Below are 15,987 nucleotides of genomic sequence, written 5' to 3' on the forward strand. Positions count from 1 at the left end.
CACGGCAGGGCCCCGGGACCGGCGCAGGAGGTCCCGGGGCCCGGTCAGAGCCGGCGTGGTGTGTCACACCCGCCGCAGTACCGCCACGACCTTGCCGAGGATGGTGGCCTCGTCGCCGGGGATCGGCTGGTACGCCGCGTTGTGCGGGAGCAGCCAGACGTGGCCGTCCTCGCGCTTGAAGCGCTTGACCGTGGCCTCGCCGTCCAGCATGGCGGCGACGATGTCGCCGTTCTCCGCGACGGGCTGGCGGCGCACGGTGACCCAGTCGCCGTCACAGATGGCGGCCTCGATCATCGAGTCACCGACGACCTTGAGGACGAACAGTTCGCCGTCACCGACCAGCTGCCGGGGGAGGGGGAAGACGTCCTCGACGGACTCCTCGGCCAGGATCGGGCCACCGGCGGCGATCCGGCCGACGAGAGGCACGTACGACGCGGCGGGCTTGCCCGTCGTGTCCGTCGGCTGGGTGCTCGGCTGATCGGAGCCTCGAACCTCGTACGCCCGAGGCCGGTGCGGGTCGCGGCGGAGGAAACCCTTGCGCTCCAGCGCCATGAGCTGGTGCGCCACCGAAGAGGTGCTGGAGAGGCCGACCGCCTGCCCGATCTCACGCATCGACGGCGGGTAGCCGCGCCGCTGGACCGAGTCGCGGATGACTTCGATGACCCTGCGCTGCCGGTCGGTGAGACCGGAGCTGTCGGCGCGGATGCCTGGAGGTCGCCCGGGGAGGGCGCGGGCAGGTCGCCCGGGGTCCTCGCCGTTCATGCTCACTTCATTCATGGCGTGTACCGGCTCGAGTCGGCCCTGGGAGCGGTCCTGGGCGGTGATGGTGGCACTGTCTGCGGTGGTGGTCACGTCGTCGGCCCCTCTCGAATGGTCTCCCTGGCTGGCACAACGGTAGTGGCTTTCGAAAGGTTGCGCCAAACACACGTTCGAGTGAAAATTCGCAGATTGCCTTATGTCTGTTCGCATACGGGTGTATGAGCGCACTCGCGCCGCCGTCCGAATCGAACGCTACGGTAGCCTTCGCCGCTGGGCAGCGGGCAGCCGGTACTCCCCTTCAGTGTCGCACCCGATGGGGTCGAATCCCGGGAGCGGGCGCGCCGCGACACGCGGAGGCCTCAAAACGCCCCCGACCCAAGATCTAGTGGTTGGATGGCATCGGCCACCCAGGGGTAGTGGTCCCCGGTCCTCCGGGGGCGCCCGCATCGCCTATGCTGGTGGTCGCTTCGCAGGGCCTTTCCGGGCCGGGCGAGGTTCACCAGTCGTGCCGTGAGGGAGGGTCGGAACCAATGCACTGCCCCTTCTGCAGGCACCCCGACAGCCGAGTCGTCGACAGTCGCACCACCGACGACGGGACGTCGATCCGGCGCCGGCGCCAGTGCCCCGACTGCTCCCGTCGTTTCACGACGGTGGAGACGTGCTCGCTCATGGTGGTGAAGCGCTCCGGAGTCACCGAGCCCTTCAGTCGTACCAAGGTCATCTCCGGCGTCCGCAAAGCGTGCCAGGGGCGACCGGTCACCGAGGACGCCCTCGCCAAGCTCGGCCAGCGGGTCGAGGAGGCGGTGCGCGCCACCGGCAGCGCCGAGCTGACCACCCATGACGTGGGTCTGGCCATCCTCGGCCCGTTGCAGGAGCTCGACCTCGTCGCGTACCTGCGCTTCGCGTCCGTTTACAAGGCTTTCGACAGCCTCGAAGACTTCGAGGCCGCCATCGTGGAACTCCGCGTGCGGCCTCCCGCTGAGAACCGCGGGGCCGGTGCGACCCCTGGGGTCCCCGTTCCCGCCACCGCCGCCGACTGACCGGCGGTCCGGGCGGCAGCGCCCGGCAGCCGGCCGCCGCGCGGCCCGGCAGACGTGCCCCGAGCGATCCCCCGTGACGTTCGTGGCGGCAGTACAGAACAACGACGTACAGAAGACGGTGCCCTGGGACTATCTGGGCGCCAAAGTGTGTTTTGCCCGTATATGGGAGGCGGCATGACAGAGACGGCGAGCGGTCCGGCACGTGGTTCTCGTTCCAAGGGAACCAAGGCGACGAGCAAGGGCCTGCGCATCGAGCGCATCCACACCACCCCCGGCGTGCATCCGTACGACGAGGTGGCCTGGGAGCGCCGTGACGTCGTCATGACCAACTGGCGCGACGGCTCGATCAACTTCGAGCAGCGTGGCGTCGAGTTCCCCGACTTCTGGTCGGTGAACGCGGTCAACATCGTCACCAGCAAGTACTTCCGGGGTGCCGTCGGCACCCCGCAGCGCGAGACCGGTCTCAAGCAGCTCATCGACCGGATCGTGAAGACGTACACGAAGGCAGGCGAGGAGTACGACTACTTCGCCTCGCCCGCCGACGCCGAGATCTTCGAGCACGAGCTGGCCTACGCCCTCCTGCACCAGATCTTCAGCTTCAACTCGCCGGTCTGGTTCAACGTCGGCACGCCGCAGCCCCAGCAGGTCTCCGCCTGCTTCATCCTGTCCGTCGACGACTCCATGGAGTCCATCCTCGACTGGTACAAGGAAGAGGGCATGATCTTCAAGGGCGGCTCCGGCGCCGGCCTGAACCTCTCCCGCATCCGCTCCTCCAAGGAGCTGCTCTCCTCCGGCGGCAACGCCTCCGGCCCGGTCTCCTTCATGCGCGGTGCCGACGCCTCCGCGGGAACGATCAAGTCGGGTGGCGCGACCCGTCGCGCCGCCAAGATGGTCATCCTCGACGTCGACCACCCCGACATCGAGGACTTCATCGAGACCAAGGTCAAGGAGGAGGAGAAGATCCGCGCCCTCCGTGACGCGGGCTTCGACATGGACCTGGGCGGCGACGACATCACGTCCGTCCAGTACCAGAACGCCAACAACTCCGTCCGTGTGAACGACACCTTCATGAAGGCCGTCGAGGCCGGCGAGAAGTTCGGGCTCACCTCCCGCATGACCGGTGAGGTCATCGAGGAGGTCGACGCCAAGGCGCTCTTCCGCAAGATGGCCGAGGCCGCGTGGGCCTGTGCCGACCCGGGCATCCAGTACGACGACACGATCAACCACTGGCACACCTGCCCCGAGTCGGGCCGGATCAACGGCTCGAACCCGTGCAGCGAGTACATGCACCTGGACAACACGTCCTGCAACCTCGCCTCGCTGAACCTGATGAAGTTCCTCAAGGACGACGGCAAGGGCAGCCAGTCCTTCGACGTCGAGCGCTTCGCCAAGGTCGTCGAGCTCGTCATCACCGCGATGGACATCTCCATCTGCTTCGCCGACTTCCCCACCCAGAAGATCGGTGAGAACACCCGCGCCTACCGCCAGCTCGGCATCGGTTACGCCAACCTCGGCGCCCTGCTGATGGCGACCGGCCACGCGTACGACTCCGACGGCGGCCGCGCCCTCGCCGGTGCCATCACCTCCCTGATGACCGGCACCTCGTACAAGCGCTCCGCCGAGCTCGCCGCTGTCGTCGGCGCGTACGACGGCTACGCCCGCAACGCCGAGCCGCACCAGCGCGTCATGCGGCAGCACGCCGACGAGAACACGAAGGCCGTCCGCGTGGACGACCTCGACTCGCCGATCTGGGCCGCCGCCACGGAGGCCTGGCAGGACGTGATCCGCCTCGGCGCCAAGAACGGCTTCCGTAACGCCCAGGCCTCGGTCATCGCCCCCACCGGCACCATCGGTCTCGCGATGTCCTGCGACACCACCGGCCTCGAGCCCGACCTCGCCCTGGTCAAGTTCAAGAAGCTCGTCGGCGGCGGCTCGATGCAGATCGTCAACGGCACCGTCCCGCAGGCACTGCGTCGCCTGGGCTACCAGGAGGAGCAGATCGAGGCGATCGTCGCCCACATCGCCGAGCACGGCAATGTGATCGACGCCCCCGGTCTGAAGACCGAGCACTACGAGGTCTTCGACTGCGCCATGGGCGAGCGCTCCATCTCCGCCATGGGCCACGTCCGCATGATGGCCGCCATCCAGCCGTGGATCTCGGGCGCCCTCTCCAAGACCGTGAACCTGCCGGAGACGGCCACGGTCGAGGACGTCGAGGAGGTCTACTTCGAGGCCTGGAAGATGGGCGTCAAGGCGCTCGCGATCTACCGCGACAACTGCAAGGTCGGCCAGCCGCTCTCCGCCAAGAAGAAGGAGAGCGAGAAGGCCGAGGTCACCGCGAAGTCCGAGGCGACGATCCGCGAGGCCGTCGAGAAGGTCGTCGAGTACCGTCCGGTCCGCAAGCGTCTGCCCAAGGGCCGCCCGGGGATCACCACCTCCTTCACCGTCGGTGGCGCCGAGGGCTACATGACCGCCAACTCCTACCCGGACGACGGTCTCGGCGAGGTCTTCCTCAAGATGTCCAAGCAGGGTTCGACGCTCGCCGGCATGATGGACGCCTTCTCCATCGCCGTCTCCGTCGGTCTGCAGTACGGCGTCCCGCTCGAGACGTACGTCTCGAAGTTCACCAACATGCGCTTCGAGCCGGCCGGCATGACGGACGACCCGGACGTGCGGATGGCGCAGTCGATCGTCGACTACATCTTCCGCCGCCTGGCCCTGGACTTCCTGCCCTTCGAGACCCGCTCCGCCCTCGGCATCCACTCGGCCGAGGAGCGCCAGCGGCACCTGGACACCGGCTCGTACGAGCAGTCCGAAGAGGACGAGGTCGACGTCGAGGCCCTGGCCCAGTCCGCGCCCCGCACCCAGGAGCTGAAGGCCGTCGCGCCTCCGGCCCCGAAGATCGAGGTCCCGGCCCCGAAGCAGGCCCCCCACACCTCGGCGGAGCTCGTCGAGATGCAGCTCGGCATCAGCGCCGACGCGCCGCTCTGCTTCTCCTGCGGCACGAAGATGCAGCGCGCCGGCTCCTGCTACATCTGTGAGGGCTGCGGCTCGACCAGCGGCTGCAGCTGACACCCGACGGGTCCACGCCGGACGTGATGTCCGGCGTGGACCGAGCGGGTGGCTGACCAGCGCACCAGCGCGTCACGAAGGGGGCCGGCCTTGGGGCCGGTCCCCTTCGCCGTGTCCGCGGCCTCAGGGGCGAGCGGAGCCCAGCAGCTGGGCGAAGTCCTGAGGACCGGCGTCGAAGCCCTGGCTGAGCGGGCGGTACGTCCAGCCCTCGGCCCCGTCGCGGGTGAACTCGACGACCGTCGCCGACAGGGCGTCCGGCACGTCCGCGAAGTCATGGACCAGCAGGTCCGTGTAGCCCTCGCGGACCCGTACGCCCGTGTTCGCTATGTCGGCGAAGGTCCGTCGCCCACCGCCCTGCTGTATGGCGACGCCCACGACCACGCGCGCGTACCGCGGTGCCAGCCTGTCCAGCTCCAGGGTCATGGCCTCGTCATAGCCGAATCCCTGGCCCGTACGGCTGTCGCGGTGCAGGGTGATCGTGCCGTCGGGGGAACGGCTGCCGAAGTGCACCAGATGGACCGGCGCTCCGTGCGGATCGTCCGCCGCGAAGACGCCGGCGACGATATCGAGGTCGTGGGCCGGCGCGCCGGTCGGGGCGGGGTCCCACCTGAGCGTCACCTCGACCTTTCCCACTCCCTTGTTGAGTCCGCTCATGGTGCTTCCCCTCTCCGCGTACGCCCCCGCGCACGCTTCGCGTCGTACCGTCGACCCGCTCGAAAGCCCGTGGTCGTAAGCCGATTACTCATGGTGTCATGGGGCTACGACAGTGGACCGAGGGTTGAGGGGGGAGAGCGGTGTGTGGAGCGGTGAGGAGCTGGATCTCGACGCATATCTGGCTCGAATCGGATACGAGCCTGAGCGGGACGGTGAACTCGTCCCCGACCTGCGGACATTGACGTACCTGCACCGGGCCCACGTCGGAGCCATACCGTTCGAAAACCTCGACGTGGCCCTCGGGAAGCCGGTTTCCCTGGACCTGAAGAGCCTTCAGGACAAGCTTGTCGAGAGGCGGCGGGGAGGCTACTGCTACGAGCAGAACTCCCTGTTCGCGGCCGTTCTCGAACGGATCGGCTTCGTGGTGGCCGGGCGCGGAGCCCGTAACCGGTCGAGGGGTGCGGTGCTGCCGCCGATCACGCACGCCCTTCTCGTCGTCACGATCGAGGGCGAACAGTGGCTGGCCGACGTCGGTTTCGGCTGGCAGGGGCCGCTGGAGCCGGTGCCCCTGCGCGACGGGGCGCGGGTCGAGCAGAGCGGCTGGACGTTCGCGGTCGGGGTCGAGGAAGAGGGCATCCATGTGCTGCGCTCCCTGCGGCCGCAGGGCTGGACCGACCTGTACGCCTTCGCCCCGCAGACTCTCTACCCCGGTGACTTCATCGTCATGAACCACTACAGCTCCAGCCATCCGCAGTCCCGTTTCCTCGGCCAGGTCGTGGCCCAGCGGCCGGGCGCGGAGGTGCGCAAGGCGCTGGTGCGCGAGACGCTCTCGGCGGTGCGGACGGACGGCGTCGGCGAGGAACGGATCGTGAGCGCCGACGAGTTGACAGCCACCCTGAGGACCGAATTCGGGATCGAACTGGACGAGGAGGAGCGCGCGGGTCTGGAGCGAATGCACCCGGCGAGAGTCTGAAGGGGCCTGCCGGGGCGGTCGCCGGGCCCGTACGATGGCGCGGTGCTGGTCAAGTGGATTCGCTGCACCGTGGTGGACCGTCGAGGGTTCGAGCGGGGGCAGCGGAAATGGGCGGGGCTGCTCGGTGAGCCGGGTTTCCGGGGGCAGGGCGGCGGGTGGAGCCGGGGTCGGCCGGACGTCGCCCACGTTTTCGCGTTCTGGGAGAGCCGGGCGTTCTACGACTCGTTCATGGCGCGCTCGCACGATCGTCTGGCGACCACGCAGGCCGGCACGTTCAAGGACAGCCAGGTCAAGCTGTTCGACCACCGTTTCGACGTGAAGACGGGGTTCGAGCCGCGGTTCTCCGACGCCGACGTCGCGCGCGTGGCGCACTGTCGTGTCCATGAGGACCGCGCCGAGCACTTCGCACTGATGCAGGAGAAGGTGTGGAACCCGGCGATGGCCGGATCTCCCGGCATGCTGCGGGGTCTGTTCGGGGAGGCGCCCGGCAGTGAGTTCCTGGTGCTCTCGATGTGGAAGTCCGCCGCGGAGCACGGAAAGTACCGGGTGGAGCGGATCGAGCGGCTCGGGCTTCGGGCCGGGACCGCGGCCGACGTGGCGGCGCTGGCCGGGGACGTGGTGAAGCTCGAACCGTCCTGGACGGTCTGAGGCGGCTCCCCGCCCTGGGCGCGAGCGACGGCACCGGCCGGGCGCTCACCGGACACATACGCCGGATGGACTCCGGGCGCCCCCTCGGCTGAGCCCGCCCGCGACCGGCGATCTAGGGTCGGGGTATGGCACGACCGCGGCGCATCGTTCTCGTACGGCACGGAGAGTCCGAGGGCAATGCCGATGACACGGTGTACGAACGGGAGCCCGACCACGCGCTGCGGCTCACCGCGGCCGGGTTGCGGCAGGCGGAGCGGACGGGGGAGTGGCTGCGGGAGCTCTTCGGGGACGAGACGGTGAGCGTCTACGTCTCGCCGTACCGCCGCACCCACGAGACCCTCCGCGCCTTCCGGCTGCCCTCGGAGAGGGTCAGGGTGCGGGAGGAGCCACGCCTCCGGGAGCAGGACTGGGGCAACTGGCAGGAGCGGGACGACGTACGTCTCCAGAAGGCCTACCGGGACGCGTACGGACACTTTTTCTACCGCTTCGCGCAGGGGGAATCGGGTGCGGACGTCTACGACCGTGTCGGGGCGTTCCTGGAAAGCCTCTACCGCAGCTTCGAGGCACCCGACCATCCGCCCAACGTCCTGCTGGTGACCCATGGCCTGACCATGCGCCTGTTCTGCATGCGCTGGTTCCACTGGACGGTCGCGGACTTCGAGTCGCTCTCCAATCCGGGCAACGGCGAGACCCGCGTTCTCCTGCTCGGTGAGGACGGGAGATACCGCCTGGACCGGCCGTTCGAACGCTGGCGTACCCCGGAACCGTACGGCCCTACCGGATAGAGTGGCAGACCGATGACCGCTGACTCCTCATTCGACCGGCGCTTCGACCGCGCCCTGGCCAGCCTGCGCGGGCTGTCCGTGGGAGACGCCCTGGGCTCCCAGTTCTTCGTACCCGCCCACTACCCCCTGCTGAAGCGCCGCGAGCTGCCCGACGGCCCCTGGCAGTGGACCGACGACACCGAGATGGCCTGCTCCGTCCTGGCCGTCCTCGCCCGCCACGAGCGGATCGACCAGGACGCCCTGGCCATGTCCTTCGCCCAGCACCACGACTTCGACCGGGGCTACGGACCGGCCGTCAACCGGATGCTCCGGCTCATCCGGGAGGGGGGCGACTGGCGGGAGCTGGCCGCCGCGCTCTTCCAGGGGCAGGGCTCCTGGGGCAACGGGGCGGCGATGCGGATCGCCCCGCTCGGGGCCTGGTACGCGGAGGACCCGGAGCAGGCGACGCACCAGGCCGAGATCTCCGCGTACACGACCCACCAGCACCGCGAGGCCGTGGTGGGCGCGATGGCCGTCGCCGCCGCTGCCGCGCTGGCCGCCGACCCCGCAGGGCCGCCCACGCCCGAGGCGCTGCTCGACGGGGTCATCGCCCTCGTACCGCGCAGCGCGGTCGGCGCCGGCCTGCGCCGGGCCCGCGACATGCTCGACTACGGCGACGCGGGCACGGTCGCCGCGGTGCTCGGCAGCGGCCGGCGGACGAGCGCGCACGACACGGTTCCGTTCGCCCTGTGGTCGGCCGCACGTGGCCTGGGCGATTTCGAGCGGGTGTTCTGGACGACCGCGCAGGTCGGGGGCGACGTCGACACGACCTGCGCCATCGCCGGAGGTGTGGTGGCCGCCGCGGCGACCGGTGCGCCGCCGGCGGAATGGCTGCGGCAGACCGAGGCGCTTCCCGAGTGGGTTCCGGTCACGGCCGCCTGAAACGGCGCGATGCCCCCTGAGCCCCAGCCAGGGGCCCGGGGGGCGTCGGTGTGCTCAGGCGACCGGCCCGCAGGGCATCGGTGCGCGCTCAGGCGACCGGTCCGGGGGCGTCGGTGTGCTCAGGCGACCGGTCCGGCGGCCTCCGCGCGGCCGCTGAGCGCTTCCAGATCGCTTTTGCGGACCCTGACCATCAGGACGGCTGTGACCAGCGCGATCAGCACCATCGCGACGGCCGCCATGAAGGCCGTGGAGATGCCGGAGGTCAGCACTTCGTGGCCCCAGGGCGCCGGCAGCTCCTGATTCTTCAGGGCCTCGGCCTGCTGCTCGGGAGTCGCGGCCTTCAGGAAGCCCGGCATCTGCTTCTCGCTCTCCTCCCGGCTGGCCGTGCCGAAGACCGTGACCAGAATGGACAGGCCGAGCGAACCGCCCACCTGCTGGGTGGCGTTGAGCAGGCCCGACGCGGCGCCCGCCTCGTGCTGGGCCACGCCGGAGACGGCCGTGAGCGTGAGCGTCACGAAGTTGAGGCCCATGCCGAAGCCGAACAGGACCATGGGGCCGAGGACGCCGCTCGCGTAGCTGCTGTCCGAGCTGATGAACGTCAGCCAGAAGAGGCCGGCACCCGTGATCGCCGAACCGGCCACCATGAACGGCTTGGGCCCGAGGACCGGCAGCAGCCGCTGAGCGAGCCCCGCGCCGGTGACGATCGCGACGGTCACCGGCAGGAAGGCGAGCCCGGACTGGATCGGGCTGTACCCCAGCACGCCCTGGACCCACAGCACGATGAAGAAGAACATGCCGAACATGGCGGCCGACAGGCTGAGCATGATGATGTAGGTGCCCGAGCGGTTGCGGTCCGCGAACATCCGGAGCGGGGTGATCGGCTCCTTGGCGCGTGACTCCACGAGGGCGAACGCCACGAGGAGGATGACCGCCGAGACGAAGGAACCGATGGTCAGCGCGTCCTTCCAGCCCTTCTCGGACGCCCGGATGAACCCGTAGACCAGAGCGGCCATGCCGAGTGTGGACGTCGTGGCGCCCGCGATGTCGAACCGACCGGGGTGGCGCTCGGACTCCGCGATGTAGCGGGGGGTCAGGAAGGCGATCAGCAGGCCGATGGGGACGTTGACGAAGAGGACCCAGCGCCAGTCCAGCCACTCCGTGAGCATGCCACCGGCGAGCAGACCGATGGCGCCGCCACCGGCGGAGACCGCGGCGAACACGCCGAACGCCCGGTTGCGTTCCGGCCCTTCGGGGAACGTCGTGGTGATCAGCGCGAGCGAGGTGGGTGAGGCGATGGCGCCGCCCACTCCCTGCAGGGCCCGGGCGGCGAGGAGATGCCAGGGCTCCTGGGCGAAGCCTCCGAGCAGCGAGGCGAAGGTGAAGAGCAGGATGCCGGCCAGGAACACCCGGCGGCGCCCCAGGATGTCTCCCGCGCGTCCGCCGAGGAGCAGCAGACCGCCGAAGGTCAGGGTGTAGGCGCTGAGCACCCACGACAGGTCGGTGGTCGAGAAGGAGAGCGCGTCCTGGATGTGCGGAAGCGCGATGTTCACGATGGTGGCGTCGAGGACGACCATCAGCTGACAGGCGGCGATGACGGTCAGGGCGATACCCGGCCGGCCTCCGGCGCGCGCAGGTCCGTCCTTGGTCTGTGTGTCCACCGGAGAAGTTGTCACTATGGATCCCCCACGGAAGAATTAGTGAACGCACCCGTTCACTGTCCACCACGGTAGTGAGTCCCCCTCAGTGAACGCAACCGTTCACTGAGCGCTGCCGCCGACAGACATCGCCTCAACGGAGAGATCCTGATGGTTACTTCGCGCTCCGCGGCCGCCGCCCGGCCGGGAGGGGCGTCGCTGCGACGCCGCGGCCCCGTGCTCGAACGGGCCATTCTGGAGGCCACGCTCGACCAGCTGGGAAGTGTCGGCTGGAACGGTCTGACGATGGAGGGTGTCGCGGTCGGCGCGCAGACGGGCAAAGCCGCGGTGTACCGGCGCTGGCCGTCGAAGGAAGATCTCGTCGTGGACGCACTCCGGGCCGGACTGCCGACGCTCGACGAGGCGCCGGACCTCGGGGGCGTGCGTGACGATCTGTACGAGCTGTGCCGCCGAGTGCGCGACGTCATGTACTCCAAGCCCGGCTTCGCTCTGCGTGCCGTGCTTCACGAATGCGACGCCGAGGCCGCCGAAAGATTCCATGGCGTGATCGTCACAGGGGTGGTCGAACCCTCGACTCGACTCTTCCGAACCGTCCTGATGCGGGGAATCGCACGGGGCGAGGTGCGGGCCGACGCGAATGACGACCTGGTGCTCGATGTCATTCCTGCCATGATGATGTACCGATCCAAGGTGTGCGCGAGCGAATGGTCGGACTCTGAGATCGCCGAACTGGTCGACAGGATCATGGTGCCGCTGCTCCGTCCCTGACGCGGGTGGGAGCTGCTTTCCGGAAGTGGCTCGTGCGGTCTCGGGGCCCTGGGCGGATTCCCCTTGGGCGCCCGAGGGGAATCCGGGTATCGCGCGGGGCACCAGGCGGCGTAACCTGTCAGGCGCCATGCCGTACGAACCACCCACCCACACCGTTGAGCGATCGCTCCGAGCCACCACCGGCGCCAAGATCGTCGCCGGAGTCGACGAGGTCGGGCGCGGGGCCTGGGCCGGCCCCGTCACGGTGTGCGCGGCCGTCACCGGCCTGCGCAGGGCGCCCGAAGGCCTCACCGACTCCAAACTGCTCACCCTGAAGCGCCGGACCGCGCTCGCCGTGGAACTGGAGCGGTGGGTCACGGCGTACGCGCTGGGCGACGCCACTGCGCAGGAGATCGACGAGCTGGGGATGACCGCGGCGCTTCGGCTCGCCGCGGTCCGGGCCCTCGAAGGCCTCCCCGTCCGGCCCGACGCGGTGATCCTCGACGGCAAGCACGACTACCTCGGAAGCCCCTGGCAGGTCCGCACGGTGATCAAGGGCGACCAGTCCTGCATCTCCGTGGCCGCCGCCTCCGTCATCGCCAAGGTCCGCCGGGACGCCGTCATGGCAGAGCTGCAGACCGGAGCCGAGGAGTACGCGGCGTATGCCTTCGGGGCCAACGCGGGCTACCCTTCGCCGGTCCACAAAGCGGCGCTCGCGGAGCTGGGGCCCACCCCTCACCACCGTCTGTCCTGGTCGTACCTGGACGCGATGCCCAGGTGGCGCCACCTCAAGAAGGTCCGCCTCTCCGCCGAGGCGGCCGCGCTGGAGAGCGGGGGCCAACTCGGCTTCGACTTCTGAACTTCCGGTCGCGGGACCCTGTCGAGGGGCCTCCCCAACGGCCGGGGTGCACATGTGTGCCCACCCGCCGATGCCTTGTGCAGCGGCGTTTGATAGACATCCAGCCATGCCTCTCATCCCCGAGGAGTCTCAGATTCACGAGAGCGCCCAGGGTCCCCGCGCCACCGCGGCCGCCGGCCGCCCCGCGACGACCCCCCGCCCCGTACCCGGCCCGCGTTCCGCCGCCTCTCCGCGGCCCGGACGCCCCGTTCCCGGGCCGGCCAGGCCCGCGTCTCCGGCGCCGCGTCCGCACCCCGGTGCCGGGCCGTCTCCGGCGCACACCCCGGAGAATCGTTCCGACCAGCGATCCACGCCGCAGCTCCAGCTGGTCCCGGCCCCCGTCGACGGGGCGCTCGACGCCGCCGAAGAGGCCCTGGACCTGCTCCTGGAGAGTGGGCGGGCACCCGGCGAGGTCCTCGTGCTCACCACCGGCGACCCGCATCCGTGGACCGCGCACGAGCTGTCCTTCGGCGAGGCCGCCTACTGGGCCCAGCAGGACGCCGGTGACGACGTGTTCTTCGCGCACGCCGCCGCCGTGGAGCAGGCGAAGTCCCGTCCTGTGGTGATCGTCGCCGTCAACGGCGGGGACGACGAGACGGCCGCGAAGGCCCTGCCGTCGGCGATGGCCCGCGCGAGCGTGCTGCTCGTCGTCTGCGGTGACCCGCAGCGCGTCTCGGCACTGCTCGGAGCGGGCGCCGGCGTCTGACCGACCACCCCTCCGCCGGACCGGACCGGCTCGGACTGGGCCGGGCCGGCGGAGGTCGACGTCGTCCGTGCGGTCAGCGCGCGGCCGCCCTGCGTAGGGGCTCGGTCGCGCCGCTCGCGGTTCTCGGCGTGAGCCGGCCGAGTTCGGCCGGCCCGTCGCCGAGGGGCAGGGGGAGGGAGTCGGAGCTCGGACGACGACCGCCCCGGCCTTCGCCGAGTACCTGCCAACCTCCCCGGGTCAGCGTGATGTACGCGCCGCAGCGGAGCCCGTGCAAGGTGCAGGCGTCCCGGAGCCCCCACATCCAGGCTCCGTCCTCCTCCGTCCAGCGCTCGTCGCCGTCACGGCAGTACAACAGGACCGCGGTCCGTACGGGCGTGCGCCTGCGCAGGTCGTGCGGAATGACCCGCCGCAGATGCGCGAGGAGCGCGTTGCGGAAGTCCCAGCCGTCCGCCGGGGAGGGGCGCCGGACGAACGACGCGCTGGCGGCGAGCCGTTCCTCGTGGTCCAGAACCGCCAGGACGGCCATCGAGGGCGTGGGCGTGTGACGGGAGTGCAGGCCGCTGACGACCTCGCGGGGGTTGCGCAGCAGCGGGATCCCCGCCGCTGACCACTCGGCCGGTTCGAGTATCCGAGCGAGGCGGCTGGCGGACTCGGACGACGATCTGAGCGAGGCGGCTGTGGGCGGAGCGAATCCGAGGGTCACGGTCCTCCCTTCGGATACGCGCCCGCGAGGCGGGCAAGGTCGGGTGAGGGCGCACCACGGCACAGTCCTTCCGGGCCGCTGACGGGCCGTGCGAGGCGGTTTCCCAATTCTTGCTGGCCCGTGCGCGAGCGGCAACGAGCAATTGAGGCAGCTGACGGGAATGAGTTGGTATGCCACTCATATCCCTGCCCAGTTGCCCATTGTTCACTCCCCGTTTCCCCTCCTGTTTCACCCCTGGACGGCGAGCACCAGCGGAAACACCCCTTCCGCTCCGGCCTTCCGCAGGAGCCGCGCCGCGACCGCCAACGTCCAGCCGCTGTCGGACAGATCGTCCACGAGAAGAACCGGCCCACCCGCCGAGGCCAGGCGCTCGCCCAGCTCGGCGGAGACCGTCAGGGTCCGCTGCAAGCCCACCACCCGCTGGGCGCTGTTGGTCCGGGGCAGCCGCAGCCCATCCGCTTCGGGCGTGTACTCCACCGCACCGAGCAGGGGCATTCTGCCGATCTCGGCGATGCGCTCACCGAGCGACCCCACCAGGCGCGGCCGGCGATGGGAGGCGACGGTGACCACCCCGGCAGGCCGGGTCGGCGCGTCGGGCGCCCCGGAGGCCCAACCACCGGGCCCCTTCGCCCAGTCGGCGAGGACATGCACCACCGCCTGCACGACATCATCCGGCACGGGCCCGTCCGAAGCGGTGTCGGCCAGCAGCGGACGCAACCGGTTGCCCCAGCCGATGTCCGAAAGCCGCCCCAGGGCCCGGCCACCGAAGGCCTGCTCGCCGGGCGGGATACGGCCCTTCAGATCGACCCCGACCGCCGCGAGCCCCGTCGGCCACATCTTGCGGGGCTCCACCTCCACTCCCGGCCGCCCCAACTCGCCCTTCGCGGCGTCCAGAGCCGCGTCCGACACCTTCGGGTCGAACCGGTTTCCCGCGCAGTTGTCACAGCGGCCGCACGGAGCGGCCTCCTCGTCGTCCAGCTGGCGCCGAAGGAACTCCATCCGGCATCCCGTCGCCGCCGCGTAGTCGCGCATCGCCTGCTGCTCGGTCGCCCGCTGCCGCGCCACCCAGGCGTACCGCTCCGTGTCGTACACCCACGGCCGGCCCGTGCTCTCCCAGCCGCCCTTCACCCGCCGCACCGCGCCGTCCACGTCGAGGACCTTGAGCATCGTCTCGAGCCGTGTCCTGCGCAGCTCCACCAACGGTTCCAGAGCGGGCAGGGACAACGGCCGGCCCGCCTGCGCGAGCACATCGATCGTCCGGCGCACCTGCTCCTCGGGCGGGAAGGCGACCGACGCGAAGTAACGCCAGATCGCCTCGTCCTCCTGCCCGGGCAGCAGCAGCACCTCCGCGTGCTCCACCCCTCGCCCGGCCCTGCCGACCTGCTGGTAGTAGGCGATCGGGGAGGAAGGCGACCCCAGATGCACCACGAACCCCAGGTCCGGCTTGTCGAAGCCCATACCGAGCGCCGACGTCGCCACCAACGCCTTGACCCGGTTGGCCTGCAGATCGTCCTCCGCCTGCTGCCGGTCGGCGTTCTCCGTCCGGCCCGTGTACGACGAGACCGTGTGCCCGCACTGGCGCAGATAGGCCGTCACCTCGTCGGCCGCGGCGACCGTCAGCGTGTAGATGATCCCGGAACCGGGCAGCTCGCCGAGGTGATCGGCCAGCCAGGCCAGCCGGTGGGCAGCGTCGGCCAGTCTGACCACGCCCAGACTCAGGCTCTCCCGGTCCAGCGGCCCGCGCAGCACGAGGGCGTCCGTGCCTGCGCCCGTACCGAGCTGCTCGGCCACGTCCGCCGTCACCCGGGCGTTCGCCGTAGCCGTGGTGGCGAGCACCGGCACTCCCGACGGCAGGTCGGCCAGCATCGTGCGCAACCTGCGGTAGTCAGGCCGGAAGTCGTGCCCCCAGTCCGAGATGCAGTGCGCCTCGTCGACCACGAGCAGCCCGGTGGCGGCCGCGAGCCGGGGAAGGACCTGGTCACGGAAGTCGGGATTGTTGAGCCGCTCGGGGCTCACGAGGAGCACGTCCACCTCACCGGCGGACACCTCCTCCTGGACCGTGTCCCACTCCTCCGTGTTCGACGAGTTGATCGTCCGGGCGCGGATGCCCGCCCGAGCCGCCGCCTCCACCTGGTTGCGCATCAGCGCGAGCAGCGGGGAGACGATCACGGTCGGGCCGCTTCCGCGCTCACGGAGCAGCGAGGTCGCCACGAAGTACACCGCCGACTTCCCCCAGCCGGTCCGCTGCACCACCAGGGCCCGGCGCCGGTCGGCGACCAGGGCCTCGATGGCCCGCCACTGGTCCTCGCGCAGTCTCGCCCTGCCGGTCGGGTCCGATACGAGACGGGCGAGCACGGCGTCGGCGGCGGTCCGCAGTGCGGCGCGGTCTTCCAGTGGATCTGCGTGGGTCATGCCTCCATGCAACC

14 protein-coding genes are annotated in these 15,987 nt (G+C 70.3%); 9 read left to right on the forward strand and 5 right to left on the reverse strand.

What is annotated here, in order from left to right:
* Window positions 1-63 precede the first annotated feature (63 nt).
* The gene (lexA, locus tag ACIRB7_RS30965) at window positions 64-852 is read right to left on the reverse strand and encodes a transcriptional repressor LexA (protein WP_384112108.1); all 789 of its coding nucleotides are present in this window, start codon (window positions 850-852) and stop codon (window positions 64-66) included.
* A gap of 437 nt (window positions 853-1,289) precedes the next feature.
* Between lexA and nrdR the strand changes: the two genes are divergently transcribed.
* Both nrdR and ACIRB7_RS30975 read left to right on the forward strand, forming a co-directional pair.
* Window positions 1,290-1,799, forward strand: a complete 510-nt coding sequence (gene nrdR, locus ACIRB7_RS30970) for a transcriptional regulator NrdR (protein ID WP_403605253.1) — start codon at window positions 1,290-1,292, stop codon at window positions 1,797-1,799.
* Window positions 1,800-1,973: 174 nt separating this feature from the next.
* Entirely contained in the window at window positions 1,974-4,871 is a 2,898-nt protein-coding gene (locus ACIRB7_RS30975) for a vitamin B12-dependent ribonucleotide reductase (RefSeq protein ID WP_403605256.1), read from the forward strand.
* Between the two features lie 123 nt (window positions 4,872-4,994).
* On the opposite strand, the gene ACIRB7_RS30980 is transcribed toward ACIRB7_RS30975, so the two are convergent.
* On the reverse strand, window positions 4,995-5,525 hold the full coding sequence (locus ACIRB7_RS30980; protein WP_403605259.1) for a TerD family protein: 531 nt from the start codon (window positions 5,523-5,525) through the stop codon (window positions 4,995-4,997).
* Window positions 5,526-5,667: 142 nt separating this feature from the next.
* Here ACIRB7_RS30980 and ACIRB7_RS30985 point away from each other — a divergent pair, with 142 nt between their 5' ends.
* The 4 genes from ACIRB7_RS30985 to ACIRB7_RS31000 all read left to right on the forward strand — a co-directional run bounded on the left by ACIRB7_RS30985 (window position 5,668) and on the right by ACIRB7_RS31000 (window position 8,852).
* Window positions 5,668-6,498, forward strand: a complete 831-nt coding sequence (locus ACIRB7_RS30985; RefSeq protein WP_403605262.1) for an arylamine N-acetyltransferase — start codon at window positions 5,668-5,670, stop codon at window positions 6,496-6,498.
* Window positions 6,499-6,540: 42 nt separating this feature from the next.
* Window positions 6,541-7,146, forward strand: a complete 606-nt coding sequence (locus ACIRB7_RS30990; protein WP_403605265.1) for a YdbC family protein — start codon at window positions 6,541-6,543, stop codon at window positions 7,144-7,146.
* A 125-nt stretch (window positions 7,147-7,271) separates the two neighbouring features.
* Window positions 7,272-7,931 (forward strand): histidine phosphatase family protein, encoded by a 660-nt coding sequence (locus tag ACIRB7_RS30995; protein ID WP_403605268.1) that lies wholly within the window; start codon window positions 7,272-7,274, stop codon window positions 7,929-7,931.
* A 12-nt stretch (window positions 7,932-7,943) separates the two neighbouring features.
* A complete protein-coding gene (locus ACIRB7_RS31000) occupies window positions 7,944-8,852 on the forward strand; it encodes an ADP-ribosylglycohydrolase family protein (RefSeq protein ID WP_403605271.1) in 909 nt (302 codons plus the stop codon).
* 119 nt (window positions 8,853-8,971) lie between these two features.
* Here ACIRB7_RS31000 and ACIRB7_RS31005 read toward each other — a convergent pair whose 3' ends face one another.
* Window positions 8,972-10,525, reverse strand: coding sequence for an MFS transporter (locus tag ACIRB7_RS31005; protein WP_403605274.1), 1,554 nt, complete (start codon window positions 10,523-10,525; stop codon window positions 8,972-8,974).
* A gap of 132 nt (window positions 10,526-10,657) precedes the next feature.
* Here ACIRB7_RS31005 and ACIRB7_RS31010 point away from each other — a divergent pair, with 132 nt between their 5' ends.
* The 3 genes from ACIRB7_RS31010 to ACIRB7_RS31020 all read left to right on the forward strand — a co-directional run bounded on the left by ACIRB7_RS31010 (window position 10,658) and on the right by ACIRB7_RS31020 (window position 12,858).
* Window positions 10,658-11,275, forward strand: a complete 618-nt coding sequence (locus ACIRB7_RS31010; RefSeq protein WP_403605277.1) for a TetR/AcrR family transcriptional regulator — start codon at window positions 10,658-10,660, stop codon at window positions 11,273-11,275.
* Window positions 11,276-11,402: 127 nt separating this feature from the next.
* Entirely contained in the window at window positions 11,403-12,113 is a 711-nt protein-coding gene (locus ACIRB7_RS31015) for a ribonuclease HII (RefSeq protein WP_403605280.1), read from the forward strand.
* Between the two features lie 106 nt (window positions 12,114-12,219).
* Window positions 12,220-12,858, forward strand: coding sequence for a hypothetical protein (locus ACIRB7_RS31020; protein WP_403605283.1), 639 nt, complete (start codon window positions 12,220-12,222; stop codon window positions 12,856-12,858).
* A 73-nt stretch (window positions 12,859-12,931) separates the two neighbouring features.
* On the opposite strand, the gene ACIRB7_RS31025 is transcribed toward ACIRB7_RS31020, so the two are convergent.
* Window positions 12,932-13,561, reverse strand: coding sequence for a hypothetical protein (locus tag ACIRB7_RS31025; protein ID WP_403605285.1), 630 nt, complete (start codon window positions 13,559-13,561; stop codon window positions 12,932-12,934).
* Between the two features lie 228 nt (window positions 13,562-13,789).
* On the reverse strand, window positions 13,790-15,973 hold the full coding sequence (locus ACIRB7_RS31030) for a RecQ family ATP-dependent DNA helicase (RefSeq protein WP_403605288.1): 2,184 nt from the start codon (window positions 15,971-15,973) through the stop codon (window positions 13,790-13,792).
* Window positions 15,974-15,987: the final 14 nt, after the last annotated feature.

The sequence above is a fragment of the Streptomyces sp. NPDC093795 genome, assembly GCF_044764665.1.
Taxonomy (GTDB): Bacteria; Actinomycetota; Actinomycetes; order Streptomycetales; family Streptomycetaceae; genus Streptomyces.